The following is a 25,152-nucleotide window of genomic DNA, read 5'->3' as shown; positions in this document are numbered from 1 at the left end:
CACGCTCTTTTCGAAGAGGGTGTCTTCCCTATTTATAGTGGTTTTAAAATTAGATGAGGTGATGTCATGGAACTAGTAGATATTAAGCAAGAGATTGACAAAATGGCTAATCGTTTAGCGGACTTCAGGGGGTCTCTTTGACCTCGATACAAAGAAAGAGCGCATTGCTGAACTAGAAGAGCAAATGTCTGACCCAAGTTTCTGGGATGACCAAGATACAGCTCAAAAAGTAATCGGCGAAGTAAACGGCTTAAAAGGCTATGTTCACACGTTTGAAGAACACGTTGAATCCTTAGAAAACCTTGAGGTATCCTACGAGCTTGTAAAAGAAGAAGGCGACGCGGAGCTTGCTGAAGAGCTTGAGGAAGACATGAAAAAGCTAGTGGAAGCACTCAATGAATTTGAATTGCAAATGCTTTTAAGTGAACCATATGATAAGAACAACGCGATCCTTGAACTACACCCTGGTGCTGGTGGTACAGAGTCTCAGGACTGGGCCAGCATGCTGCTTCGTATGTACACACGCTGGGCAGAAGAGCGCGGCTTTAAGGTTGAGACGATGGACTATCTTCCAGGTGAAGAAGCTGGTGTGAAAAGTGTAACGCTAAATATTCAAGGTCATAACGCTTATGGCTACCTGAAAGCGGAAAAAGGGGTACACCGTCTCGTGCGTATTTCCCCGTTCGACTCAGGAGGCCGACGTCACACATCCTTCACCTCTTGTGAAGTGATGCCAGAGTTTAATGATGAGATTGATATTGAAGTGCGTTCAGAAGATCTTAAAGTAGATACGTACCGTGCAAGTGGTGCTGGCGGTCAGCACGTTAACACAACAGACTCCGCTGTCCGTATTACGCACACTCCTACGAATACGATTGTAACGTGTCAGTCTGAACGTTCTCAGATCAAAAACCGCGAACAAGCTATGAAGATGCTGAAGTCGAAGTTGTACCAACAAGAAATCGAACGTCAGCAGCGTGAACTTGACGAGATCCGCGGCGAACAAAAAGAAATCGGTTGGGGAAGCCAGATTCGTTCCTACGTCTTCCATCCCTATTCTATGGTGAAAGACCACCGAACGAACAAAGAAGTCGGCAACGTACAAGGTGTCATGGACGGAGACCTAGACCCATTCATCGACGCCTACCTGCGCTCCCTCATCAACTAATAAACAAAAAGCCTGCCCACCCGGCAGGCTTTTTTGCGCTTTAGAGCATAGAAGCGTGCCAGACACCAAGCGTTGCTCTAAAGCGCTAAAGGGTGCCAGACACCAAGCGTTGCTCTAAAGCGCTAAAGGGTGCCAGTCACCAAGCGGTGCTCTAAAGCATTAAAGGGTGCCTGGCACCCTGCATTCCTTTACCGCGCTAATACGTTATTCCAGTGTCGTTTACACCTTCAGGGTTTGGTGCTATACTCCATAACGGACTTTTACGAAAATACATACATATGTGAGTGAACTAGTCCTTAAATGCACACAATCAAAGAAAGGACAATCAGGTTCGCTTTCACACTTTACTGTAACAGTGAGTGCCAGACACCCTTTACTCTGTTAAAGGGTGTCTGGCACTGTGTGGTGAGTTAAGGAAAGGGGTTTTGGGGGATATGATGAAGAAGTATCGGAGGGAGCCGATGCCAGCGTGGCTCCGGCATATTATTGAGTATACGTTAGTGATTTTGGGGTCAGCCTTTGTGGCGACCGCGTTTAATATTTTCCTACTGCCGAATGAAATCGCTTCTGGTGGTGTGGCTGGAATCAGTACCATAACGAAAGGGTTATTTGGTTGGGATCCGGCGTATGTGCAGTGGGCCCTTAATATTCCGCTATTTATACTAGGTGTGATTATACTTGGCAAGAATTTTGGCGCTAAATCATTAGTTGGTACCCTTGCGTTGCCGTTTTTCGTTAAGTTGACTAGTGGAATCGACCCGGCTACAGATAATGCACTCCTAGCCGCAATATTTGGAGGTATGGGTGTTGGAATTGGGTTAGGTATTGTGTTCAGAGGCCGTGCTTCAACAGGTGGAATAGACCTTATTGCTCAAGTCATTCATAAATACACCCACATTCCGCTAGGGTTATGTGTAGCTATGGTGGATGGGTTAATTGTTACAACCGCAGCCATTGTGTTCGACATTGAAAAAGGTCTATTTGCTCTTATCGGTTTATTTGCCACTTCCCGCACAATCGACCTTGTTCAGGTTGGTTTAAATCGTTCAAAAAATGTCATGATTATTTCGAATGAATTAGAAGAAGTGAGGCAAGCTATTATCAAGGAAATTGATCGTGGTGTAACCGTGTTAAACGGTAAGGGCGGTTATACGAATGAAGATCGCCATATCATCATGGTCGTGGTGGAGCAGAGTGAATTCACCAAATTGACACAAACCGTTAAGAGTATTGACCCCTCAGCATTTGTGATTGCAATGGATGCGGCTGAGGTACTTGGGGAGGGTTTTAAAACTTCCTGAATTGGTTATAATATCCTTGATGGAAACTACACTACTTCGTTAGGGGGAAGTAACATGAAAAGTAAACTGTTAGCCCTGTTATTCGGATCCGCTCTTGTACTTAGTGCATGTGGTGGCGGTGGTGATGATGGTGGAGAAGATGCCACTACTGACAATGGCGAAGACACACAAACAGAAGAAGGAACAAACGGTGACACAGGTTCAGATGGTGGCGAAAGCACTGAAGGCGAAGGCGGCGGTGATGGCGCAGTAGATACCGCGGCAGCTGAGGAGATTTATCAACAAACATGTGCTGGATGTCATGCGAACGACCTATCTGGTCAAGTAGGCCCATCTCTTCAAACGATTGGATCTAAGCTAGACAAGAGTCAGATTGCAGATATTATTAAGAATGGTCAAGGCGGTATGCCAGCTCAGAATCTAAGCGAAGAAGAAACGGATACCGTTTCAGCTTGGTTAGCGTCTAAGAAATAAGGACTCATTTACCCGAACATATGTAATGAAAAAGCCTAAAGTACTCGGTACTTTGGGCTTTTTTCTTGTAGATCTTCCAAACAGGTGACAAATTTCTTGCACTTCCCTAACAGATTTCAAAATATGACAATGTTTGAAATGAAAATGTAATAAAAATATGTCTAAAAAAATAGAAAATAGATGTTATAATGATTAGGACAAAAGACGAAGTGAATTTTAGAAGATTAGACAGAATATGACAAACAGACAATCAAGATTAATCATACATGTACAGGTGGTTTGCAAATGATTGAAATGAAAGACGTGTCGAAAACATATCCGAATGGGGTTTCTGCTCTTATGGAAGTGAACCTCTCAATTGAACAAGGTGAGTTCGTTTATGTCGTTGGACCAAGTGGGGCAGGAAAATCAACACTTGTCGGCATGATGTATAGAGAAGAAAAGGCTACTGGCGGCTCCATTTCGATTAATGGAGTTTATTTAAATAAAATGAAAGAACGTAAGATTCCACACTTAAGAAGAGACATCGGCGTTGTATATCAGGACTTTAAATTGCTTCCGAGATTAACAGTCTATGAAAATATTGCTTTTGCTTTAGAAGTTATTGAAGAGACACCTAAGAATATCCGTCGCCGTGTTATGGAAGTCCTCGATCTTGTAAACCTCAAACACAAAGCTCGTCATATTCCCGATGAGTTATCCGGTGGTGAACAACAGCGAGTTTCTATTGCAAGAGCCATTGTGAATTATCCAAAGACGGTCATTGCAGATGAGCCAACAGGAAACTTGGATCCGGAAACATCTTGGGAGATTATGAGGATTTTCGAAGAAATTAATGCACGTGGAACAACCGTTATAATGGCAACACACAGCAAAGACATCGTAAATACCATGAAGAAGCGCGTTATAGCAGTCGAAAATGGTCGAATTGTACGCGATGAGCATCGAGGTGAATACGGTTATGAAGCTTAGAACGGTAGGTAGGCACATACGTGAAGGCGGGAAGAACATCTACCGAAATGGTTGGATGACAGTAGCATCTATTGGTGCTGTAACCACGACTCTACTACTGGTCGGCATTTTCGTTGCACTGATGTTGAACTTAAATCAAATGGCGAACAATGTTGAAGACGACGTAGAAATTAGAGTTCTGGTTGATTTAACTGCTCAAGAAGAAGACATTCAAAAGATTGAAGCAAAGATAAGAGATATTACTGAAATATCAAGTCTCCAATTCTCATCTAAGGAAGAAGAGCTTGAGAGCTTAATGGAAACAATGGGCGAAGATGGCAAGCAGTGGGAGCTATTTGAGCAGGATAACCCACTTAATGATGTATTTGTAATAAAGACAGCGGATCCTATTGATACATTTGATGTTGCAGACGAAATTGCTACGTTTGATAATGTCGATGAAGTTACATACGGGCAACAAGTAGTCGAGAAATTGTTGAAATTCACCAAATACGCACGTTACATTGGGATCGGTCTTATCGCAGGATTAGTATTTACAGCTATATTCCTCATCTCAAACACGATTAAACTTACGATCACAGCAAGAAGTAAAGAAATAGGCATTATGAAACTCGTTGGAGCAACGAACAGCTTTATTCGCTGGCCGTTCTTTATCGAAGGCATGTTACTTGGAATCTTAGGATCGCTGATTCCGATTGGAGTAACCCTGGGTGCCTATTACTATGTGTACAACAACCTAAGAGAGAAGATTAACTTCTCATTCGTGGAGATTATTCCATTCGATCCACTAGCGTGGCAATTAGCATTAATTTTACTTGCGATCGGAGCGTTCATTGGCGTATGGGGAAGCGTGATGAGTGTCCGCAAGTTCTTAAAAGTATAAAATAGCACTTAGACAGGGAAGGGGAAAGGCGGAATATGAGAAAGATAGTAAGCATGTTTTCGATCTTTACACTTTTATTAGTAGGAACGTTTGCAGGTTCTGCTGAGAAAGTGATGGCGAAATCTTCTTCAGAATTACAACAAGAAATCAATGAGTTGAAAAAGAAGCAAGATGAATTAGATGAAAAGCGAGCAAATGCGCTTGAAAATAAAGACGAAACAGAATCCGAGCTTAGTGAAAATATTCAAAAGCAAGAAAAAATCGATGCACAGATGAAGGAACTTGACCAAAAGGTTTCTAATACAGCAAGTGACATTAGCGCAAAAGAAGAACAAATCTCTACAACAAATAATGAGATCGAACAAACTGAAAAAGAAATTGAACAGTTGAAGAAAGAAATTAAAGAATTAATCACAAGCATTGCGCAACGAGAGCAGCTTTTAAAAGATCGCCTTCGTACCCTTCAAAAGAACGGCGGGGACATCAGTTATTTAGAAGTGATTATGGAGTCGAAAGATTTCGGTGATTTCTTAAATCGCACATCAGCTGTAAATAAGATCATGGGCCAGGACCAAAAGATCTTAGATACACATCAATCTGAGAAAAAGGCGTTAGAAGAAAAGAAAGTCGAAGTAGAAGATAAAAAGAAGCAGCTTGAATCGAAGAAGGCCAACTTAGAAGATCAGAAGAAGCAGTTAGAATCTCTTAAAGCTCAACTTGATGAGCAGCTAGACCAAAAGCGTACCCTAATGGATAGCTTAGAGCAAAAAGAACAAGAGCTTCACGATAAGAAGATGGAATTCTCAGAGCAAGCTGAAATCCTTCAAGGCCAAGCAGCAGCCATTAAAGCTGAACGCGAACGCACTCAACAGTCTAAGCAAGAAGCAGAAGAACGTGAAGCAGCGGCAGCACTTGCGGCAAAACAGAAGAGAGAAGCAGAGCAAAAAGCACAAAGCAGCAACAACTCTTCTAGCAATAACTCAAGTAGCTCTAACAACTCATCAAGCAGCAACAATGTGAGCCCGGCACCGGCTCCTTCTGCTCCAAGCTCAAGCGGATTTATTCGCCCGGCAGCTGGACCTGTTACATCTACTTTCGGTCCACGTTGGGGAACCCAACACCCTGGTATTGACTTGGGTAGTGCAGGGGCTTCCAATCCAATTAAAGCAGTAGCTTCAGGGACGGTTATTAAATCCTATTATTCTTCAAGCTACGGAAACGTTGTATTCCTTTCGCACTTAAAAGGCGGGCAAGTTTACACAACTGTTTATGCACACATGCAAAACCGTACCGTTTCAAGTGGACAATCTGTTCAACAAGGTCAAGTTCTTGGTGAAATGGGGAACACTGGTTATTCAACCGGGAAACACCTACACTTTGAACTGCACGTTGGTCCATGGAACGCTTCGAAGACCAATGCTGTAAATCCATCAAGCTACATCAACTTTTAAATGAAAAGAACGTTCAAGATAAGAGCTACGCCTCAAGAGGTGTAGCTCTTATTTTATAAGGGCTACATGTAATTAGTTCTCATAAGCCTATTATTAAACTATTTAATAGATTTTCTGTTAAGTTTTGTTTATCATTGGGCAAAAGGTTATGCGGTTCAGGTAAAGGGTAATGTGTGGAAGGAGACTTATATGGATAGGATACATAGCGGGGAAAAATCCAATGCTTAAATTTTAATACGAGAAGGGATGAAACCATTATGACAACGCCAATTAAAGCTTTTATATTTGATGTGTACGGAACGCTGTTTGACGTACATACCGTGAAGGAGAAATGTGAAGAATTTTTCCCGGAAAAAGGTGAAGCTATTAGTCAGTCCTGGAGACAGAAGCAGCTTGAATACTTCTTCTTATATCAGGTTATGGGTAAATATCGACGCTTTCCTGTTGTTACGATGAATGCTCTGCATTACGCGGTGAAGAAACATGGTGAAGAGATCACGCAAGAACAAAGCGACGCCCTTATGGATGCTTACTTACATCTAGATCATTATGAAGAGGTGGAAGAGGTGCTTGGAAAACTTGAGAACTATGAGCGCGTAGTTTTCTCAAACGGCACCCCTGAAACGCTTACCCCTCTACTTGAACATGCAGGCTTAACGGATTATATTGATGAAGTATTAAGTGTAGATGGAATTAAACAATTTAAGCCTTCTCAGGATTCATACTTGTATGCCTTAGATCAACTTGGCGTGAAGCGGGAAGAAGTCCTTTTCATGTCTTCTAATGGATGGGATATATCAGGTGCGAAAAACTTCGGTTTCCAAACCGCTTGGATTAATCGCAACCGTTTACCGGTTGAAGAGCTTAACCTAGAACCAGATAAGATTTATGAGGACTTAAACGGCATCTTGGAATGGGCAGAAGAAAAATAAGATGAAAGACCGACATTCATCTTTATAGGAATGTCGGTCTTACTCTGTCAAAGGTGTATGATTCATATTATATTTAGGTTACATCTTTTGTGGCTCCAAAAAATGGTGTACACTAGTAGGTAAGGAATTAGGAGAAAGCTTTTCTTTTTTTATCGTGGACATGTCGGGTTTGTTTCTGGCATATAGTAGAAATATAAGGCATCTCACAAGGCGGTGTGATGCCCATTTGTGTAACATTTTCGGTGCGAAAATCGATTTATTCGAGGTGAAAAGGTATGAACCTAAGAAAACGGTATCTGGCCGTCTTGCTCGTTGCTTCTATGGTAGTAGGGGCAATCATAACGTATGCAGGCGTCCAACTCGTTGAGCCTGGTGAGGGACAGGCTAAGAGCGAGGTGACAAACGACGAGAGTCAGGCTTCTACAGATGAAAGTCAAGGTTCAAAGGAGTCGCTCGGGGATATCCTCGATGGATTGAAAGAAGATAATAATGGTGAGCTATCAAAGGTGAACCGGGCCTATTCTTTAATCCAGGACAAGTATGTTCAGGACATTGACTCTCAAGAGTTAGTAGAAGGCGCGATTCAAGGGATGCTTGATACGTTAGAAGATCCATACAGTGTGTACATGGATCAAGAAACGATGGAGCAATTCAACAATTCCATTTCTTCCTCATTTGAAGGAATCGGAACAGAAGTGAGTATGGTTGATGGAAAAGTAACGATTGTCTCTCCGTTTAAAGGTTCTCCTGCTGAAAAAGCAGGCCTGAAGCCAAAAGACCAAATCTTAAGTGTAGACGGAGAAAACATCGAAGGCTTAGATTTATATGATGCCGTTCTTAAAATCCGCGGAGAAAAAGGGACAACGGTTACGTTAGAAATTGAACGTCCAGGAGTTCAAGAACCATTAACGATTGATGTCGTGCGTGACACGATTCCAATTGAAACGGTCTATTCTAGTGTAAAAGAAGTGGACGGCAAAAAAGCAGGTGTCATTGAAATTACCTCTTTCTCTGAAAACACAGCGAAAGATTTTAATACACAGCTCAAAGAACTAGAAGACAAAGGAATTGAAGGACTTGTCATCGACGTTCGAGGAAATCCAGGTGGTTTATTCACATCGGTTCAAGAGATCTTAAAGAACTTCATACCGAAAGATAAGCCAATGGTTCAAGTAGAGAACAGCGAAGGGCAAAAAGAACGCTACTTCACAGAACGTGAAGGCAAGAAAGAGTATCCTATCACGGTTTTAATCGATGAAGGTAGTGCATCTGCATCTGAAATTCTAGCAGGCGCGATGAAGGAAGCGGGTGACTATGAACTGGTCGGGAATAAAACATTTGGTAAAGGTACTGTTCAACAGCCCCTTCCAATGGGCGATGGCAGTAGTATGAAGCTAACCGTTTACAAATGGCTTACTCCAGACGGTAACTGGATCCATAAAGATGGAATTGAGCCAACGGTTAAAGCAGACTTACCTGACTACTTCTATACTAACCCAGTTCAAATTAAAGACGAACCATTAGCGTATGACCAAAATAGCGAAAAGGTCGCTAACGTTCAGAAAATGTTAGAAGGACTTGAGTACAAACCAGGGCGTAAAGATGGTTACTTTAGTCAGGAAACCCTGCAAGCGGTGAAAGCTTTCCAAAAAGCGAATGATCTGAAAGCAACGGGTGAAGTGAACGAAGAAACGGCTTCTCAAATTCAGGCTAAAGTTATTGAGAAAGTTCAAAATAAAGAAAACGACACCCAGATGAAAAAAGCTCTAAACGTACTGTTTAGTGAATAAGGTAGCAGGAATTTAACGATTCGTATCGAATTAAATCCGTAGCATATCGCTACGGATTTTTTTCGTGAATAGATGTTAGAGTTGGGGGAGGTTGTCCCCTCGGTATTTCATTTGGCTAGCTTCGGCGGGTAGGGCCTAGCGCGATAAGCAATCTGACTGCAGTGGGACAAGCCCACTTCCGTCATTTTGCTTATCCGTACGGCCCTGACCAACCCGCCTGCGCATTTCATTTGGCTAGCTTCGGGCCGCAGACACTCGGTACATAAGTCAAACAGCTCCGTGAGGAAAAAGCACCTCACTGCGCTGCTTGTCTTATGACTGCCGTGTCTAAACGCGGCCCTCAGCATTTCATTTAGTGTCCAGCTCCGGCGGGTAGGGCCTAGCGCGATAAGCAATCTGACTGAAGTGGGACAAGCCCACTTCCGTCATTTTGCTTATCCGTACGGCCCTGACCAACCCGCCTGCGCATTTCATTTTAGGAGGTTTACATCATGATTTCTGATTGGTTTTTGGAACTTGGGAGAGGGTTTGGGCGGTTGTTTTTGCAGCCGATTTTATATTGGACCGTGTTGCTTTTGCTTTTGGCTTCTGTGAAGAGGATTAAGCGGGAGAGGCGGGATTTTGGGAGTAAGATATTTAATATATTTGCAGAGTGGCGTAAGACGATTGGTTTGAGCTTACTCGTTGGACTTATACTTTCGATTATAACGATAGCCGTCGGTTTTTCACTTCCTTATCCTGTTGTCTTATTGTGGGCAGTTGTTGTTATTCTTCTTACTTTGTCTCTTCGGTTTTACTGGATTTCTCCGGCTTATACGTTAGCGCTAACTGCAGTGCTTTTATTATGGATCCCAGAATTCAGTGGATCGTTCCTACCTGACTCATGGGTAAGTGTTTTAGAAGACACGAGTTTATCAGCTTTAGCGCTATTGCTTGGGGTATTATTAATGGTTGAAGCGATTATGTATCAACGATTTCAAAATAATGATTCCTTCCCTCAATATGTAAAAGGGGGACGGGGGAAGTTAATTGGTCAACATCGTTTGAAGCGACTTGGTTTTCTTCCTGTTTTCTTCTTAATCCCAGGTGGAGCGATTGAGCCTTTTGTAGAGTGGTGGCCTATGCTTGCTGTTGGGGATGAAACATATGGCTTAATGCTAGCGCCAATTCTATTAGGATTTGAACATGTGGTTCGCGGTGTGTCTCCAAGACATGCAGCTCTAACGATGCGCGCATCAATGGTTGTGCTATCGATTGTTGTGTTTGGCTTGGCTGTCGCAAGCTTCTACTATCCGGTTCTGTCGCTAGTTGCTATATTTGTAGCACCTGTTGGCCGAGAGGTTAGTGCATTTTTATTAAGATGGCGAGATCATGGGAAAAACCCTTATTTCACACCCCGTCATGACGGTCTGCCGATATTAGGTGTAATCCCACGCTCTCCTGCGGATGATATGAATTTGGTCGTTGGGGAAACAATCGAAAAGGTGAACGGGTTACATGTAACGAATGAACAAGACTTCTATCATGCCGTTCAGTCTAACCTTGCTTATTGCAAGATTGCCGTCCGTGATACAGCAGGTGAAATTCGCTTTGCTAAACGAGCTATGTATGAAGACGATCATTATGAGCTAGGGTTAGTATTTGTGAAGGATCAGTACGCGAAGCAAAAGAAAGCGAAATAACATTCTTTTCTTAAGACAGGCAAAAAAATAGTACATTTGTTCAAACACAAAAATGCAGAGGGTGATCCGCTCTGCATTTTTTAATAGAATTCTTCCAGCATAGCTAAGTACTCAAATGGATGCAGGAAAACTCAAGTAACCCTATGATTCTTGTCCTGTCTGTTAGTAGACAGTCTGTTAATAATGAAATATAAAACGATACCAATCAAAATGGAGAGCACAAAGCCCATCGCCGTTGCCTGTGAGTTAAATTCATTCCCATTCACTTCGATGGAATACAATTTGGCATTGATCCATTCTGGTTGTGAAGAGAAGTTAGTATTCCCACTAAAACGGATAATGAAAGGTGCAATCAGAATAACTAATATATACAAGAGAGCCACACTGACTCCACTAAAGATAGCTTTAAATAATGTAACCATGTTTCTACCCCATTTCCTTTATAGATCGAATGATGTTCTTACCATCTGGCAAGCTTGGATGCATAAAGAGTAGGTTGAATAAAGAGGTGAGAAGGAAAACGGTAATGAAATTCCCTCCACCAAGATTTACGAATAAAATGGCTAATAAAACTGGAGCAACCGGGCCAGCTATAGCTACCATTAAGTTATAAAAAGGGTTGGAATATTTGTCGTGTATGACATAGAAATATTTGATATTTACCTGTATTTTAAACTGAAGTAATTTCCGCTTTTCTTTTGAGTTGATGATGATAATTGCAAGTATATGACCTAACTCATGAACGACGACTGTTAAGCGTCGGAACGCCCGCCCCAAGTGTCGTAACGCCCGCCGAAAGCGTCGGAACGCGCGCCGTAAGTGCCAGAACGCCCGCCCCAAGCGTCAGAACGCGCGCCCCAAGCGTCGGAACGCCCGCTCCAAGCGTCAGGACACCCGCCCCAAGCGTCGGAACGCGCGCTGAAAGTGCCAGAACGCGCGCCCCAAGAGTCGGGACGCCCGCCCAAATGTCGGAACGCGCGCTGAAAGTGCCAGAACTCCCGCCCCAAGAGTCAGAACGCCCGCCCCAAGAGTCGGAACGCGCGCCTCAAGAGTCGGGACGCCCGCCCAAATGTCGGAACACGCGCCCCAAGCGTCGGAACGCGCGCCGAAAGAGTCAGAACGCCCGCCCCAAGCGTCAGAACGCCCTCCAAAAGGCCGAGACATCTCTCAAACATAATATAATTAAATTCCGTTCACACTATTACTGGTATAGACAACTAGATAACTAGGTGGTATTCTATACGTAATAAAAAGCGTTTTCATTTTTATTATGATCTTTAGGAGGAAGCTTATGCTCAACTTTTTGCAACGCATTGGAAAGTCTTTGATGTTTCCAATTGCGACACTTCCAGCTGCTGCGTTACTTGTGCGGCTTGGGAAGGAAGATATGCTTGATATTCCGTTTATAACCGCTGCGGGGAACGGGATTTTAGGGAACCTTGCTATTATTTTTGCTATAGGAATTGCAATGGGGTTATCGCACGATGGAAGTGGGGGAGCGGCCCTTGCTGGTGCGATTGGGTACCTGGTTTTAACAGAGGGAGCTCAGTCAATTGACCCTGATATAGATATGAAAGTGTTTGGCGGTGTGATTGCTGGTATTGCCGGTGGTTTGCTGTACAACAAGTATTACAATGTGAAGTTTCCGGATTGGCTGGCTTTCTTTGGTGGGAAGCGGTTTGTCCCGATTATTACGTCCCTTGTGATGGTTGCGACGGCGTTTGTGCTAGGATTTGTGTGGCCGCCTGTACAAGATGGGCTGGATGCGCTAGGAAACTGGATTTTAAATGCCGGGACAGCTGGTGTTGGAATCTACGGTGTTTTAAATCGCCTTTTAATTCCTGTGGGATTGCACCACGTTATGAATGCTGTGATATGGTTTGATTTCGGAACATTTACTACAGCCTCAGGTGAGGTGTTCCACGGGGAGATTAATCGTTTCTTAAATGGAGACCCGGAAGCGGGTTATTTCTTAGCTGGCTTCTTCCCGGTTATGATGTTTGGTCTACCGGCAGCTTGTGCGGCTATGTATGTGGCAGCGAAGAAGGAGCGTAAAGCCGCTGTTGGAGGCTTGCTCTTTAGTATTGCATTTACATCATTCTTAACAGGTGTGACAGAACCGATTGAATTCTCTTTCATGTTCTTATCGCCTTTACTGTACGTCGTTCATGCGCTCTTAACGGGTGTGTCTATGATTGCAGCCTACTTACTTGATACGCGACACGGATTCGGATTCTCGGCAGGTTTAATTGATTATCTGTTGAACTTTACATTAGCTCAGAATCCGTTGTTACTAGCTGGTCTTGGAATCGTGATGGGAGCTCTTTACTTCGTGATCTTCTACTTCCTTATTATAAAACTAGACCTCAAGACGCCTGGTCGTGAGGATGAAGACATGGAGGAAGACGAAATCCAGACAGAGAAGGGCGACTATGATGCGGTCGCTTATCACTATATTGAAGCTCTTGGTGGCATGAACAACATCGAAAGTCTTGATTACTGTACGACGCGTTTACGTATGCAGATTACGGACCAAGACAAAGTGGATGAGAAAAAGCTTAAACGACTCGGTGCTCGAGGAGTCATGAAAATGAGCAAGAAGAATCTTCAGGTTATTGTAGGAACAACCGTTGAATTTGTTGCCGATGCGATACGTAAGCGGATGGATCGAGGAGATACAGGACCGCCAGATGAAACGGTTGATGGAGCAGCTCCGTGTGAAGTAACGACGAATGGAAAAGAGTTAGCTGGAGAAGATTTTGCCTTGCCGATTGAAGGTCGTGTGATGGAGCTAGGAGAAGTTCCGGATGAAGTATTTGCGCAAGGAATGATGGGGCAGGGCTTTGCTATTGATCCGAGCGGCGATACATTTACATCTCCTGTAGACGGGAAAGTTGTGAACGTCTTCCCGACCAAACATGCGATTGGACTTGAAACAGAAAGTGGCGTTGAGGTCCTCATTCATATTGGACTTGATACAGTGAAGCTCCAGGGAGAAGGATTCGATCTTCTTGTTGAAGATGGGCAAGCGGTGACGAAAGGTACGCCTCTTATTAAAGTTGACTTTGATAAAATCCGTGACAAGGTGCCTTCTATCGTAACGCCGATTGTATTCACGAACTTGGAGGGAGAATCCTTCACTCTTCATAAGACGGGGAATCAAGATTCACAAACCACTAATATAGTAACGATTCAAAAATAAAACAAGAAAAAGGAGGGTTTCGGCTCTCTTTTTCTTATGAGGAGGGCTGTTATGTCTAAGATTTATGCGATTAAAAACGTGGAACTTGTTTTAGAAGACAGAACGGTTGAAACCGGGCACGTCTTCATTCAGGACGGAAAGATTCAAAAGATAGGAACTGAGATGCTTGAGGAAGCTGAGGTGTTGATCGACGGGGCGGGGCGCCAACTCACCCTATATCCCGGTTTCATTGATGTGCACATTCATGGAGCGAATGGCTGTGATGTGATGGACGGCACGGAAGAAGCATTAGAGGAAATGAGCCGCGTGCTTCCACGAGAAGGTACAACTAGTTTTCTTGGGACGACAATGACGCAGTCTCATGATGCAATAGAACGTGCTGTTGAAAATGGAGGTCGTTACGTCCATCAGCAGAAGCCAGATGGCAGGGCAGAGATGCTTGGCATCCACCTAGAAGGACCTTTTATTTCAAAAGATAAAGCAGGAGCTCAGCCGCTTGAGCATATTGTGCCGCCTCAATTGGATTTGTTCCAGAAATGGCAAAATAAGAGCGGAGGGCATATTAAGCTTGTTACGCTTGCCCCTGAACTAGATGGAGCGCTTGATTTTATTACGTATTTGTCAGATGAAGGCGTGGTCCCTTCAATTGGACATTCGAATGCAACGTTTGACCAAGTGAAAGGAGCAGTAGCTCATGGAGCGAAGCATGTGACTCACTTATTTAACCAGATGAGCGGTCTTCACCACAGGGAGCCTGGAGTAGTGGGGGGAGCACTCCTTCATGATGAGCTGATGACGGAAATGATTGTAGATGGAATTCACGTTCACCTTGATGCGGTCCGCCTTGCCTATGCTCAAAAAGGGTCTGACCATACTATACTTATAACGGATGCGATGCGAGCTAAATGCTTGCCAGCAGGGGTGTATGATCTTGGTGGTCAAGATGTCCATGTAGAAGACGGAGAAGCCAGACTTCAAGACGGGACATTAGCCGGGAGTATCTTAACTCTACAAGAAGCGGCGCAGCGTATGAAATCCATTAGTGATTTAACGAAGCATGAACTGGTTCAAGTAACGTCTGAGAATGCGGCGAAACAGCTGGGTGTTTTTGATCGAAAAGGAAGCATAGCAGTCGGCAAAGACGCCGATCTTGTTCTGATGGATGATGCGCTGAACGTTGTGGCGACGATCTGTAGAGGAATGATTAGTTACCGTAAAGGAGAGGAGCTTTCATGAAAGTTATTGTAACGAAAGACGATCAAGAAATGAGTCAAAAAGCAGCCGATCTGTTACAACAATGCATAGAAGAGAATGAAGAGAGCGTGCTCGGATTGGCGACAGGTGGAACGCCTAGAGGGACGTATCAAGAGTTGATTCGACGCTACCAAGCAGGTGAGCTAGACTTCTCTCAAGTCACAGCTCTAAACCTAGATGAATATGTCGGGGTGGACAAAGATCACCCGCAAAGCTACCACACTTATATGAAGGAACAGCTATTTCAGCATGTCAATATGGATATAGAAAATGCTCATATCCCAAATGGTCAGGCGCCCGATTTACAAGAAGAATGTAAACGTTATGAAACGTTAATTGAGCAGGCTGGACCACCTCACATTCAGCTACTTGGGATTGGCCATAATGGTCATATTGGGTTTAATGAGCCTGGAAGTTCGTTTACGAGTGAAACGCATGTCGTGGAATTAGCTGATTCTACTAGAGTGGCCAATGCGCGTTTTTTTGAATCGAAGAGTGATGTGCCGAGTCAAGCGATTACGATGGGGATTCAATCTATTATGAAGAGTGAAAGAATCGTTCTTATTGCGAGCGGTGAGAAGAAAGCAGATGCGATTAGTAGACTTCTTTCCAAGGAAGTGAGTGAGGATTTCCCAGCCTCAGCTCTTCATTCCCATCCTGATGTGACGCTGATTGTGGAATTGTCTGCCTATCAGAAAATCTAATATGAAAAGGAGGGGTTATCATGCTGGATAAACGTTCCCCAATGCCGATGTACTACCAGATTGAAGAGCATATAAAGCAAAAAATTCAACAAGGTGAATTTGTACCTGGGGATATGATTCCGTCGGAGAGAGAATTGTCAGAGACGTATGAAGTAAGCCGTATGACTGTTCGTCAGTCGATTACGAATATGGTTAACGATGGTATTTTGTACCGGGAAAAGGGCCGTGGAACGTTTGTGGCCGAGCAAAAGATTGAACAACCGTTACAAGGAATGACGAGCTTCACAGAAGATATGAAGGCACGTGGAATGATGCCAAGCAGTCGTTTGCTTCATTTTGACGTTGTTCCCGCCCAAGCCGAGATGGCTGAGAAGCTTAAAATCAAACAAGAAGAGGAGCTATTTTTAATTCAGCGAATTCGTTTTGCGGATCATGAACCGATGGCCGTTGAAACGACGTTTATACCAGCAAAATTAGCTCCGGGGTTAAATCAGGATATTGTGCAAGGTTCACTCTATGAATACATGGAGGCCACTCATGGATACCAAATTGGAAGAGCAACACAGCTAATCGAAGCAACAATCGTGGATCAGCAGGAAGCGGATTTGCTTCAAGTTCCACTCTCTTCGCCAGTTCTTGTGATTGAGCGGAATTCGGTATTAACAGATGGAACTCCCTTTGAAGTTGTGAAATCAGCTTATCGGGCAGATCGCTACAAATTTAGAAGTGACATCACTAGAAAGTAGAGGTGGGACGGTGAATACGATCTCCCTGACACGTCTAGGAGGGATATTCAACTGTTCGCAGCTTATCGAGATCGGATTGATTATTAATAGTGTAGGACTAGCATTAATAGAGGGTGCTGGTCTTTTTTGTTTAGTGTGATGGCCAAAAATGGGTGTTCTAAAGCCTCGTTATTCTAATGGGTAAATGCCAAGGCTAAATTTTTGTAATCGTACTTGTGATGGTGGTACGCTAAAAAAGCTGAGCACATGAGCTCAAGAACGATCCGAGGGGAGTAATAATCATGAATAGTTTACAAGATACAATCAAGCTAAATAATGGCGTAGACATGCCTCGTTTAGGATTAGGCGTATTTAAAGTAGAAGATGGCCAAGAAGTTATTAATTCTGTTAAATGGGCATTAGAGCACGGCTACCGTAGCATTGATACAGCCGCGGCTTACAAGAATGAAGAAGGTGTAGGACAAGCACTTAAGGATTCAGGCTTAAATCGTGAGGAGATCTTTGTAACATCTAAACTTTGGAACTCTGACCAAGGGTATGAGGAAACGTTACAAGCGTTTGAAACGAGCCTTGAGAAGTTAGGTCTTGAGTACCTGGATCTATATTTAATTCACTGGCCTGTTGAAGGGAAATATAAAGAATCTTGGAAGGCGATGGAGAAGCTTTATCAGGACGGCAAGATCCGTGCGATTGGCGTAAGTAACTTCCAACCTCATCATTTGGATGATTTATTAAAGGATGCGGAAGTAACACCTGTCATTAACCAAGTTGAACTTCATCCGAAGCTTGCTCAACAAGAAGTACGCGACTACTGCGAGAAGCATGACATAGTAGTAGAAGCATGGAGTCCGCTTATGCAAGGACAAATTCTAGAAGAGCCAGTTATTCAAGAGCTCGCTGAAAAATATAACAAAACCGCTGCGCAAATCGTTATTCGTTGGGATCTTCAAATCGGTATTGTAACGATTCCAAAATCTACAAAACAACATCGCATTCAAGAAAATGCCGATGTATTCGACTTCCAACTAACAGACGAAGAAGTGGTGAAAATTACACAACTTAACGAAAACCACCGCGTAGGTCCAGACCCAGACAACTTTGATTTCTAAATAACAGGCCAATCCAGAAGGTACCTGTCCGACTAGGACAGGTACCTTCTTTACGTTAATACAGTAAAGGGTGCCAGGCACGCGTCTGTGTGGTAATGTGATAAAGGGTGCCAGACACCCTTTTATCCTTCACTTCTTTAGAGCGCGAACGGGTGTCTGGCACCCTTTATTGCTTTAGTGTGTTAGTCTTCATGGAAGTCGTAGAAGATGGTTTCGTAGTGGGGTTCTGGGTGTTGTTTGTTTTGATTTTGTAGGTAGTGGATGGTTCCCCATTCGAATAAACATAATAGGGTGAGTGTTAGAATTCCGATTATCATAGTTAATCTTCCTTTCATTTTGATTGGTTTAAATTTACTATAGGGTATGAAACGCGTTTCATAGCAAGGTTTTTTTACATATAGTTGAGGTGAGGGTATGGCGAATATAAGAGATGTAGCGAAACAGGCTGGGGTGTCGGTGACGACGGTGTCACGAGTGTTGAATAATCATCCTTATGTCACGGATGAGAAGCGGCTGGCGGTAGAAAAGGCGATGGAGGAGCTTGGGTATTACCAAAATATCAATGCGATCCATTTATCTAAAGGGGAAACGAGGTTATTAGGTGTGGTGGTTCCTTTTATTAACCATTCCTACTTTTCTACGTTGCTTAACGGGATTGCAGACAAAGCGCTTGTGCGTGATTACAACCTTGTATTTTATCAGACCAATTATCAGAAACAAGAAGAAAGTAAGGCGTTAGAAGCATTGAAGCGCAAGCAAGTAGACGGTTTAATTATTCTTTCTCGTGCTAGTGGATGGGAGGCGGTCGAGGCCTATCAGGATTTCGGTCCGATTGTGGTGTGTGAGTCGTCGAACCATACTCGTATCCCATGTGTGTCGGTTGATCATTATGAAGCTTTCCGATTTGGTATGCGATATATCATTGAAAAAGGTCATCGACACATTGGGTATTGTATTGGACGAATGGAAGGAACAAATAGTAATCTAAGAGAAATCGCTTATTGTGAAGAGTTGGAAATGATAGAAGAGCCTTATCGTAAGAATTGGGTATTTAACAATTGTTTAACGATTGAAGATGGGAAGCGCGTAGTTAGTGAGTACATGTCACTTGAGGAGAAACCATCTGCATTGCTCATAACAAGTGATCAGGTCGCTGCTGGGTTCAGGATGGAAGCTGAGAAGCAGGGGATTCGTATTCCTTATGATGTTGCCATTCTTGGATTTGATAATCACCCGATTGCTGAAGCACTTGATCTGACGACAATTGAACTCCCTCTTCATGAAGTGGGAATGTCACTTGTTGAGAAAGTAAGCAATAAGAACTCTACTTCTGCTATCTATCCGTTTGAACTCGTCGAGCGGGGAAGTGTGTAAAGTTCTGAAGTTATTATCCATATACTGACATATGCATTATTCATGTAAGGAAGGACGTATCATTGATGAATTTTTCTATCATTTGGATCGCGCTTTTTGTCCTTGTTTTGGCGCTTGTATTAGTAGGGGTTCTTATGTTTCTGCTTTTTCAAAAGAGAAGAAACATTCGGTATGAAAGTAGGAAAGAATCTTATAAGGAGAAATTAAAACCGGTCGTTCAACAAGTTGTTTTGTCAGGAGAAGAAGGACATTCAAGACTTATCCAAAATGAACAAATCGTTTATGAAGTTCTGTCTGAATTGCTTGAAGAGCTGACTACAACGTTAAAGGACCCTTATGTGAAAATGAGGGTAAATTCGTTTGTTCAATGGACAATGACAGATTACTATAAACGCCTGCTCCACCACCGACGGTTTAGTTTACGTATGAACGCTCTTTATCATATTGAAGATTTCCAGGTTCAACATTTCCAGGAACTGTTGTGGTACCGTTATAAAAATAAAACGTACAAAAATAAAGAGGAACACTATCAACTGGTACGCACACTTAGCGCTCTCGGTTCTGAAGAGCTAATCTATGATCTTCTAGGTACCCACGAGCCTTATCCTAAATTTTTGTATAAGGAAGTACTGCGTCGGCTACCTCAAATGGATAATGAGAACTTTATTGATCAGTTTGATTCATTGCCTTTGCCGTTACAACAGGCTGTTGTGGAATGGGTCGGAGAGATGAAAGATTACAGCCGCATTCCTTTTTTAGAAGAGCACCTTATAAGTGACTCTTTCGAACTTCGAATAAGTGTGTTGAAAGTTCTCGAAACATTCGGTTATGTGTCACGTCATGACGCTGTTTTGGCTCTTGCCACATCAGACTACTTCCAAGAACGGATGATGGTTGCCCGAATTGCTAAAGTGACAGAGAAGGAAAGGTATAAATCTATCCTTGTAACCTTGTTGTCAGACTCTAATTGGTTTGTTCGACAGGCAGCGGGAGGGGCGTTAACCGCTTATCAGGATGGTGATATGATTTTAGCGCATATCTATGAAACAAGTGAAGATCCTTATGCCCGTGATATGGCGTATCAGTGGTTAGAAAGCGAGGGGGCTTTATGGAAATCATAGGAGCAGTTATTCACGTCTTATTTCAGTTATTTACCTATCTATTTATTGCCTATATGATCGTCGTCATTGGGTTTTATTCCGTCATGCTCGCTATTTCGTCAAGACAACTTCGGCAACAGTATGGTCTGAACCAAAAAGAACCTTATGAAGATTACCTGGATAACATCGATGCGAAGCCTGTGTCAGTTATTGTACCTGCTTATAACGAAGAGGTTGGGATTTACAATAGTGTCCGAGCGCTCTTAAGTATGAATTATAGTGAGTATGAAATTATTGTGGTGAACGATGGATCTAAAGATCAAACAGTAGATATTATGATGGATAAGTTTGATATGAAAAAGATTCCTCGCGTCGTGCGGAAACAACTAGATACAGAACCGATACGAGGGATCTATCAGTCATCTGTTCACAGCAATGTAATTATGGTTGATAAGGAAAATGGCGGGAAGGCTGATGCGTTAAATGCCGGAATTAACGTGTCGCGATACCCTTATGTCTGTTCGTTAGACGGAGATTCTATATTAGAACGGGATGCTTTCTTGAAAGTCATGAAACCCATCATTGAGTCAGACGGAGAAGTTATTGCAGCAGGTGGAAGCATACGAATCGCCAATGGGTGTCGTATTGAACGAGGGGAAGTGATGGAGATTGGGTTATCGAGGTCTCCTCTAGTCGTGATGCAAGTGATTGAGTACCTGAGAGCGTTCCTTATGGGTAGAATAGGGCTTAGTCGTCACAACCTGTTGCTGATTATATCAGGGGCGTTTGGCATATTTCATAAAGAGTCCGTCATACGCGCTGGTGGCTACCGAAGGGAAACGGTGGGGGAGGATATGGAGCTCGTTGTCCGCCTTCATCGTTTGATGAAAGAAGAAAAAGAAAAGAGTCAAATTGTTTATGTGCCTGATCCTGTTTGCTGGACAGAGGCACCTGAGGATGCCACGATGTTAAAGCGACAGCGAAGCCGTTGGCACCGTGGATTATTTGAATCCTTGTGGCATCATAAGCGAATGCTATTTAATCCACGGTATGGCAGCATTGGGTTGATTTCTGTTCCTTATTTCGTTTTGATTGAACTCATTGGACCTTTCATTGAGTTGCTTGGTTATATTCTAGTACCTATAGGTGTGTTAACTGGAATCATTAACATTCAAGTTGCGATTGTTATGTTTTTACTAGCTTTATTCTATGGTTCTATTCTTTCGATGGGTGCTGTTCTTTTAGAGGAGTGGAGCCTGAGGCGTTATCCGAAAGAGAGTCATATCATTCGGTTGTTTTTCTATTCCTTATCGGAAACGTTTTGGTATCGTCCGTTGACTGTTTTCTGGCGTATGCTTGGGCTTGTTCAGGTTGTGAGGAAGCAGCAAGGGTGGGGTGAGATGAAACGAAAGGGGATATCGCAATAAAGAGAATCTGGATGGTCCGTTACGGTGAAAAGTGCTTGGGCAGGCTTGGGGACCACTCGCTTTCCTGCGGGCGAGCTGTCGAGCCTCCTCGTTCGCTGGCGCTCTCTGTGGGGTCTCGTCTAGCTCTCTCTCCCGCGGGAGTCTCGCAGCCCCCAAGCCTGCCCTGACTATTTTGGAGATGAACGGACCGAGCATATATTTTGATATCAAGATTACTGCCTTATTCTTGAATAAAAATTATGAAGTACCAAGATCAATGCCTTATACAAAAAAGACCCCCGATCAATTACATAATCGATCGGGGGTCTTTCATTAGTCCGCTTGTTCAAATGCTTCTTTCATAATGTCATAGGATTTCTTTAAGCGTTCTTCTGATTTTGGTTCGTCCCAGTTCTCCCATGTGTAGGGGAGGAAGTTGGTTTTTGAGTTGATTTCATTGCCTTGTTTTGTGTAGGCCATGATGGATAGGTTTTCGAAGTTTCGAGATCCTTTTAACCCTTCTTTCCATAAGTCAGTCATTTGTTCTTTTTGACTTGGGTCTTTGATGTTGAGGAGTTGCCATGGGATTCGGACTTCGATGATTTGGTCGTTTTCTCCGATTGCGTAATCGGTTAAGGCGTTGTAAGCTTCAGAGTCTGGGTTTGCGTTTCCGTGTTGTAACTTTCCTGTTTCATAGGAAGAGAAGGGAATAACTTCACCAGTTGATGGTATGGTTAACCCTTTATTAAGGGCTAAACGAATTGGGTGAAACTCCCCGTTATCCTTTTTACTAGCGTACGATTGTTGCTCAATCATTGAGAGTGATTCGCCGTATTGATAGTAAAATGGATCATAGTAGCTATCTACAAGGATCTCAGCTTGTTCTGTGCCGTTCATCTCTAGGAGGAAATCGACACCTTGTTCTGTTGTAACTTCATCTGGAAGTGTTGTGATGCCTTGATTTTGAATCGTATCGAAGGCCACGTGGAGCGATTGGTCTTCAAAGTTGAAGCTCTTATCCATTTCTAAACGAAGGTAGAGGTAACGTTCGTCATGATCAGTGGCTATTGACTTCATTTTTCCGTTTTCGGATGAAGAAAGTATAGCGTCTTGCCATGATTCTCCTTTCCCATCTATGGTTCGTTTTAAGCGGTCAAAGGATAACAGTCCAAATTGTTGTTCATTGGTTTGTGCATTTGACCAAAATGGACGTCTATTTGGATTATCAAGTTCCATCGTGTTCCACGTTCGTTTGAACCATTCGTCCTGCCAGGTGAAGACGAGTCCACCAAGTGTGTCTTCTGCGACAATGTCTTCAAATAAGCGCTTATTGATTTCACCTTGTTGTTGTTCAGAATGGTGTCCCTGGTCCCAGCCAAATGGGTTTTTGTGTGTCTTTCCGCGAGATCCAGGTACCCCAAATTCGGCCACAAGAATGGGCATATCATGCTGACTTATGAGGTCATTTAAGTAACCTGCATAGCTATTGTTTTCTCCGCGCTGGTCTTTGTAGGATAGGTACTCTTCATCATGGTTTAAGAAATCCGGATAATACGGATACACATGATAACTTGCGAACATACCTGGCTTAAACGTGTCTTCGTTCGTGTGAATGACATTTGGGTTTACGCCAACTAGATCCTCATCTTCAAGAGGTTCTGAAGGGTGCTCGAGAAAATCAGTCGTTGGCCAGTTTGTGAAGCTAATCGGACGTTGCCAATTGTAATGCTCCATTTCGTATTGAATGGTGTGGTCCATCATCGATGCCAGCCAATGTTCAAAGGGCTGTGCGTCCTCCGTGTACACATACTCTCCGGAGTAATCTCCCATACCTTGGTGGTTCTCATTTGTCTTCTCGACCATCTCTGGGAACCACTCAATGCCAATAATCCAGCCAATGACATATTCAGAGATGTCGGCGTTATAAACGCCGCTTGCATGTCCTGGTTTCTCTGGAACTTCCGCATTTCCATGGATGACGTCCACTAAAGTCGAGATTTCTTGTTTAAATGACTCTGTATTTTCCTCATGAAAACTGTCTAAATGACGTTCTAGTGGTTCTTCTTCAACCCAAGCACCGTGGAAAACGTAAATGGGTTCATCAGCTTCTTCGTTGTATTTCTTTAGAGCTCTGTAAAAACCTGGTGGATGAAGCGTGTATACACGTATTGCATTAGCGTTCATCTCGCCGATTTGTTTAAACCATCTGGCGTATTCTCCTTGTGTTATGGCAGCTTCTCCTGGAAAGGCACCAGGTTTCCCCATGCCAAGATTCACGCCTTTCATAAGAGCGGGCTTCCATTCTCCACTTTGATAGATTTCAAAACGCTTTTCACCAACTCTTGTAGGGTAAGAAATCCCGTCTTCATTGGCTACTTGTTTCTTAGTCTCCTCTTCTTGTCCCTTTGGTGACGTATTCGCTTCTGTTAGAATTTCTTTTAACATAGGTACATAGGTTTTCCAGTAAAAGGGTTCAGGATCGGACGGATCATCAAAGGAGAACCATTTGCGGAAGTTTGCTACGCCTTTGTATTGATAGAAGGGGGGCAGTGACTCCATATCAGCGAAATCACCCGCAAAGTAGTAAGCTGGATAATTGTTTTTTGTTGTACGTGTTACAGCAGGGAACTGAAGTGGGATGTTGTGCTTGCTTAATTTATTCTCTCCTTGTTCAGTAAGCTCCCAGTCATAATAAGCCATCACATTTTTTGAATCATAAGGCTGTACAATATCAAACCAGTAAGCGTAATGGGGGCTCTCTTTTAGTCCGAATCGTTCTTCCCCTTCATTTGTAAAGGTAGCTCGAATACCCTCGCCAGATACGTGCTCATCTTCTTCTAGCACAACAATGGTGTTATCTCTATGAACGAGTACAAAACCAGCTCCCTTGAATGACCAGTCTTTTCCTTGTTGCTCTTCATAATCGCGTACGGCCCATTTAGGAATTTCGCTTTGTTGTGCGTCTTTAGATAAATCTTTGAAATAACGTCCTGACCAACCTGTTGCTTCAATGTTTAATAGATTAGTAATCGTTTGACGTGCGTCCTCCCTTGTAGGGCTTGAAAAGGTATTAAATTCTGCGATAAAAGTGGCTGGATTCTCATAGAGGGAGGCTTCTATTTGTTCGGCCTCTTCCTTCGTTAACCCGCCTGTGACTTTAGAGGATTTCTCACCGTCGCTATTGTCTCCTTTTAAATCAGCGTCATAAACGCCGTATGTATCAGCAAGGTAGATCATATTGTAGGTGCTTAAGTCTTTCGGTAAAGAGGAAGTTCTCTGTTTTTCACCAGGATGATACCCCACGTAATCTTGCTCCGCGTCATAGTCCTCTCCATTAGCCTTCGTATATTTTTCATAATTTAATAGCCACGTTAGTCCTTTGTGCTCTCTATAGGACTCATTAGGTACAGTTTTATCCACTATGAGTGTTTCTAACGGCTGCTTAGGCTCTAAGAACCACCATATAAAAGGAAATGCTAATATAAGCAAAAAAGCTCCAAGTACAAATGGCCATTTCTTCATCTCATGTCCTCCTCTGTAGAAGTAGAGTGTATATGTATTATCTCATATCCTGATCTTTAACACAGTATTCTCTATTTTTGGA

General features: G+C 43.1%; 21 protein-coding genes. 17 read left to right on the top strand and 4 right to left on the bottom strand.

The window, feature by feature from the left end:
• The first annotated feature begins 66 nt into the window (after positions 1-66).
• The 9 genes from prfB (at position 67) to ACYX4O_RS17480 (ending at position 10,653) form a co-directional block, all read left to right on the top strand.
• A protein-coding gene (gene prfB / locus ACYX4O_RS17520) for a peptide chain release factor 2 (RefSeq protein WP_476352665.1) occupies positions 67-1,168 on the top strand; the annotation gives its coding sequence in 2 pieces (ribosomal slippage) (positions 67-138 and positions 140-1,168; 1,101 coding nt in all).
• Between the two features lie 437 nt (positions 1,169-1,605).
• Positions 1,606-2,469: a YitT family protein gene (locus ACYX4O_RS17515; protein ID WP_476357193.1), complete on the top strand. Its 864-nt coding sequence runs from the start codon at positions 1,606-1,608 to the stop codon at positions 2,467-2,469.
• 54 nt (positions 2,470-2,523) lie between these two features.
• Positions 2,524-2,943: a c-type cytochrome gene (locus ACYX4O_RS17510; RefSeq protein WP_476352663.1), complete on the top strand. Its 420-nt coding sequence runs from the start codon at positions 2,524-2,526 to the stop codon at positions 2,941-2,943.
• A gap of 285 nt (positions 2,944-3,228) precedes the next feature.
• Positions 3,229-3,915: a cell division ATP-binding protein FtsE gene (gene ftsE / locus ACYX4O_RS17505; protein WP_476352661.1), complete on the top strand. Its 687-nt coding sequence runs from the start codon at positions 3,229-3,231 to the stop codon at positions 3,913-3,915.
• Positions 3,905-4,798, top strand: a complete 894-nt coding sequence (gene ftsX / locus ACYX4O_RS17500; protein WP_476357191.1) for a permease-like cell division protein FtsX — start codon at positions 3,905-3,907, stop codon at positions 4,796-4,798. The genes ftsE and ftsX overlap by 11 nt, the downstream gene beginning before the upstream one ends.
• Before the next feature lie 35 nt (positions 4,799-4,833).
• The gene (locus ACYX4O_RS17495) at positions 4,834-6,249 is read left to right on the top strand and encodes a murein hydrolase activator EnvC family protein (RefSeq protein ID WP_476352659.1); all 1,416 of its coding nucleotides are present in this window, start codon (positions 4,834-4,836) and stop codon (positions 6,247-6,249) included.
• 257 nt (positions 6,250-6,506) lie between these two features.
• A complete protein-coding gene (locus ACYX4O_RS17490) occupies positions 6,507-7,181 on the top strand; it encodes a haloacid dehalogenase type II (RefSeq protein ID WP_476352658.1) in 675 nt (224 codons plus the stop codon).
• Positions 7,182-7,456: 275 nt separating this feature from the next.
• Positions 7,457-8,971, top strand: a complete 1,515-nt coding sequence (locus ACYX4O_RS17485) for a S41 family peptidase (RefSeq protein ID WP_476352656.1) — start codon at positions 7,457-7,459, stop codon at positions 8,969-8,971.
• 491 nt (positions 8,972-9,462) lie between these two features.
• Positions 9,463-10,653 (top strand): PDZ domain-containing protein, encoded by a 1,191-nt coding sequence (locus tag ACYX4O_RS17480; RefSeq protein WP_476352654.1) that lies wholly within the window; start codon positions 9,463-9,465, stop codon positions 10,651-10,653.
• 131 nt (positions 10,654-10,784) lie between these two features.
• On the opposite strand, the gene ACYX4O_RS17475 is transcribed toward ACYX4O_RS17480, so the two are convergent.
• Together ACYX4O_RS17475 and ACYX4O_RS17470 are read right to left on the bottom strand one after the other, a co-directional pair.
• Positions 10,785-11,075, bottom strand: a complete 291-nt coding sequence (locus ACYX4O_RS17475; protein WP_476352652.1) for a hypothetical protein — start codon at positions 11,073-11,075, stop codon at positions 10,785-10,787.
• A 4-nt stretch (positions 11,076-11,079) separates the two neighbouring features.
• Positions 11,080-11,430: a hypothetical protein gene (locus ACYX4O_RS17470; protein ID WP_476352650.1), complete on the bottom strand. Its 351-nt coding sequence runs from the start codon at positions 11,428-11,430 to the stop codon at positions 11,080-11,082.
• Positions 11,431-11,944: 514 nt separating this feature from the next.
• On the opposite strand from ACYX4O_RS17470, the gene nagE reads away from it, so the two are divergent.
• The 5 genes from nagE to ACYX4O_RS17445 all read left to right on the top strand — a co-directional run bounded on the left by nagE (position 11,945) and on the right by ACYX4O_RS17445 (position 17,668).
• Positions 11,945-13,855 (top strand): N-acetylglucosamine-specific PTS transporter subunit IIBC, encoded by a 1,911-nt coding sequence (gene nagE / locus ACYX4O_RS17465; protein WP_476352648.1) that lies wholly within the window; start codon positions 11,945-11,947, stop codon positions 13,853-13,855.
• Positions 13,856-13,906: 51 nt separating this feature from the next.
• Complete coding sequence (nagA, locus tag ACYX4O_RS17460; RefSeq protein ID WP_476352647.1) at positions 13,907-15,091, top strand: N-acetylglucosamine-6-phosphate deacetylase; 1,185 nt, start codon at positions 13,907-13,909, stop codon at positions 15,089-15,091.
• Positions 15,088-15,813, top strand: coding sequence for a glucosamine-6-phosphate deaminase (nagB, locus tag ACYX4O_RS17455; RefSeq protein ID WP_476352645.1), 726 nt, complete (start codon positions 15,088-15,090; stop codon positions 15,811-15,813). Before nagA ends, nagB begins: the two co-directional genes overlap by 4 nt.
• 20 nt (positions 15,814-15,833) lie before the next feature.
• Complete coding sequence (gene phnF, locus ACYX4O_RS17450; RefSeq protein ID WP_476352643.1) at positions 15,834-16,559, top strand: phosphonate metabolism transcriptional regulator PhnF; 726 nt, start codon at positions 15,834-15,836, stop codon at positions 16,557-16,559.
• A 275-nt stretch (positions 16,560-16,834) separates the two neighbouring features.
• The gene (locus ACYX4O_RS17445) at positions 16,835-17,668 is read left to right on the top strand and encodes an aldo/keto reductase (RefSeq protein ID WP_476357190.1); all 834 of its coding nucleotides are present in this window, start codon (positions 16,835-16,837) and stop codon (positions 17,666-17,668) included.
• 182 nt (positions 17,669-17,850) lie between these two features.
• Here ACYX4O_RS17445 and ACYX4O_RS17440 read toward each other — a convergent pair whose 3' ends face one another.
• Complete coding sequence (locus ACYX4O_RS17440; RefSeq protein WP_476352641.1) at positions 17,851-17,985, bottom strand: hypothetical protein; 135 nt, start codon at positions 17,983-17,985, stop codon at positions 17,851-17,853.
• Positions 17,986-18,082: 97 nt separating this feature from the next.
• Between ACYX4O_RS17440 and ACYX4O_RS17435 the strand changes: the two genes are divergently transcribed.
• The 3 genes from ACYX4O_RS17435 to ACYX4O_RS17425 all read left to right on the top strand — a co-directional run bounded on the left by ACYX4O_RS17435 (position 18,083) and on the right by ACYX4O_RS17425 (position 21,569).
• Positions 18,083-19,042 carry a LacI family DNA-binding transcriptional regulator gene (locus ACYX4O_RS17435; RefSeq protein WP_476352639.1) on the top strand — a complete coding sequence of 320 codons (960 nt, stop codon included), beginning with the start codon at positions 18,083-18,085 and terminating at the stop codon, positions 19,040-19,042.
• A 65-nt stretch (positions 19,043-19,107) separates the two neighbouring features.
• Positions 19,108-20,163, top strand: a complete 1,056-nt coding sequence (locus tag ACYX4O_RS17430; RefSeq protein WP_476352637.1) for a HEAT repeat domain-containing protein — start codon at positions 19,108-19,110, stop codon at positions 20,161-20,163.
• Positions 20,151-21,569, top strand: a complete 1,419-nt coding sequence (locus tag ACYX4O_RS17425) for a glycosyltransferase family 2 protein (RefSeq protein WP_476352636.1) — start codon at positions 20,151-20,153, stop codon at positions 21,567-21,569. Before ACYX4O_RS17430 ends, ACYX4O_RS17425 begins: the two co-directional genes overlap by 13 nt.
• 312 nt (positions 21,570-21,881) lie before the next feature.
• Here ACYX4O_RS17425 and ACYX4O_RS17420 read toward each other — a convergent pair whose 3' ends face one another.
• Positions 21,882-25,070: a hypothetical protein gene (locus ACYX4O_RS17420; protein WP_476352634.1), complete on the bottom strand. Its 3,189-nt coding sequence runs from the start codon at positions 25,068-25,070 to the stop codon at positions 21,882-21,884.
• Between the last annotated feature and the right edge of the window lie 82 nt (positions 25,071-25,152).

This window comes from Pontibacillus sp. ABV4_188 (assembly GCF_056311905.1).
This window is presented reverse-complemented; position numbering and strand designations above follow the sequence as displayed.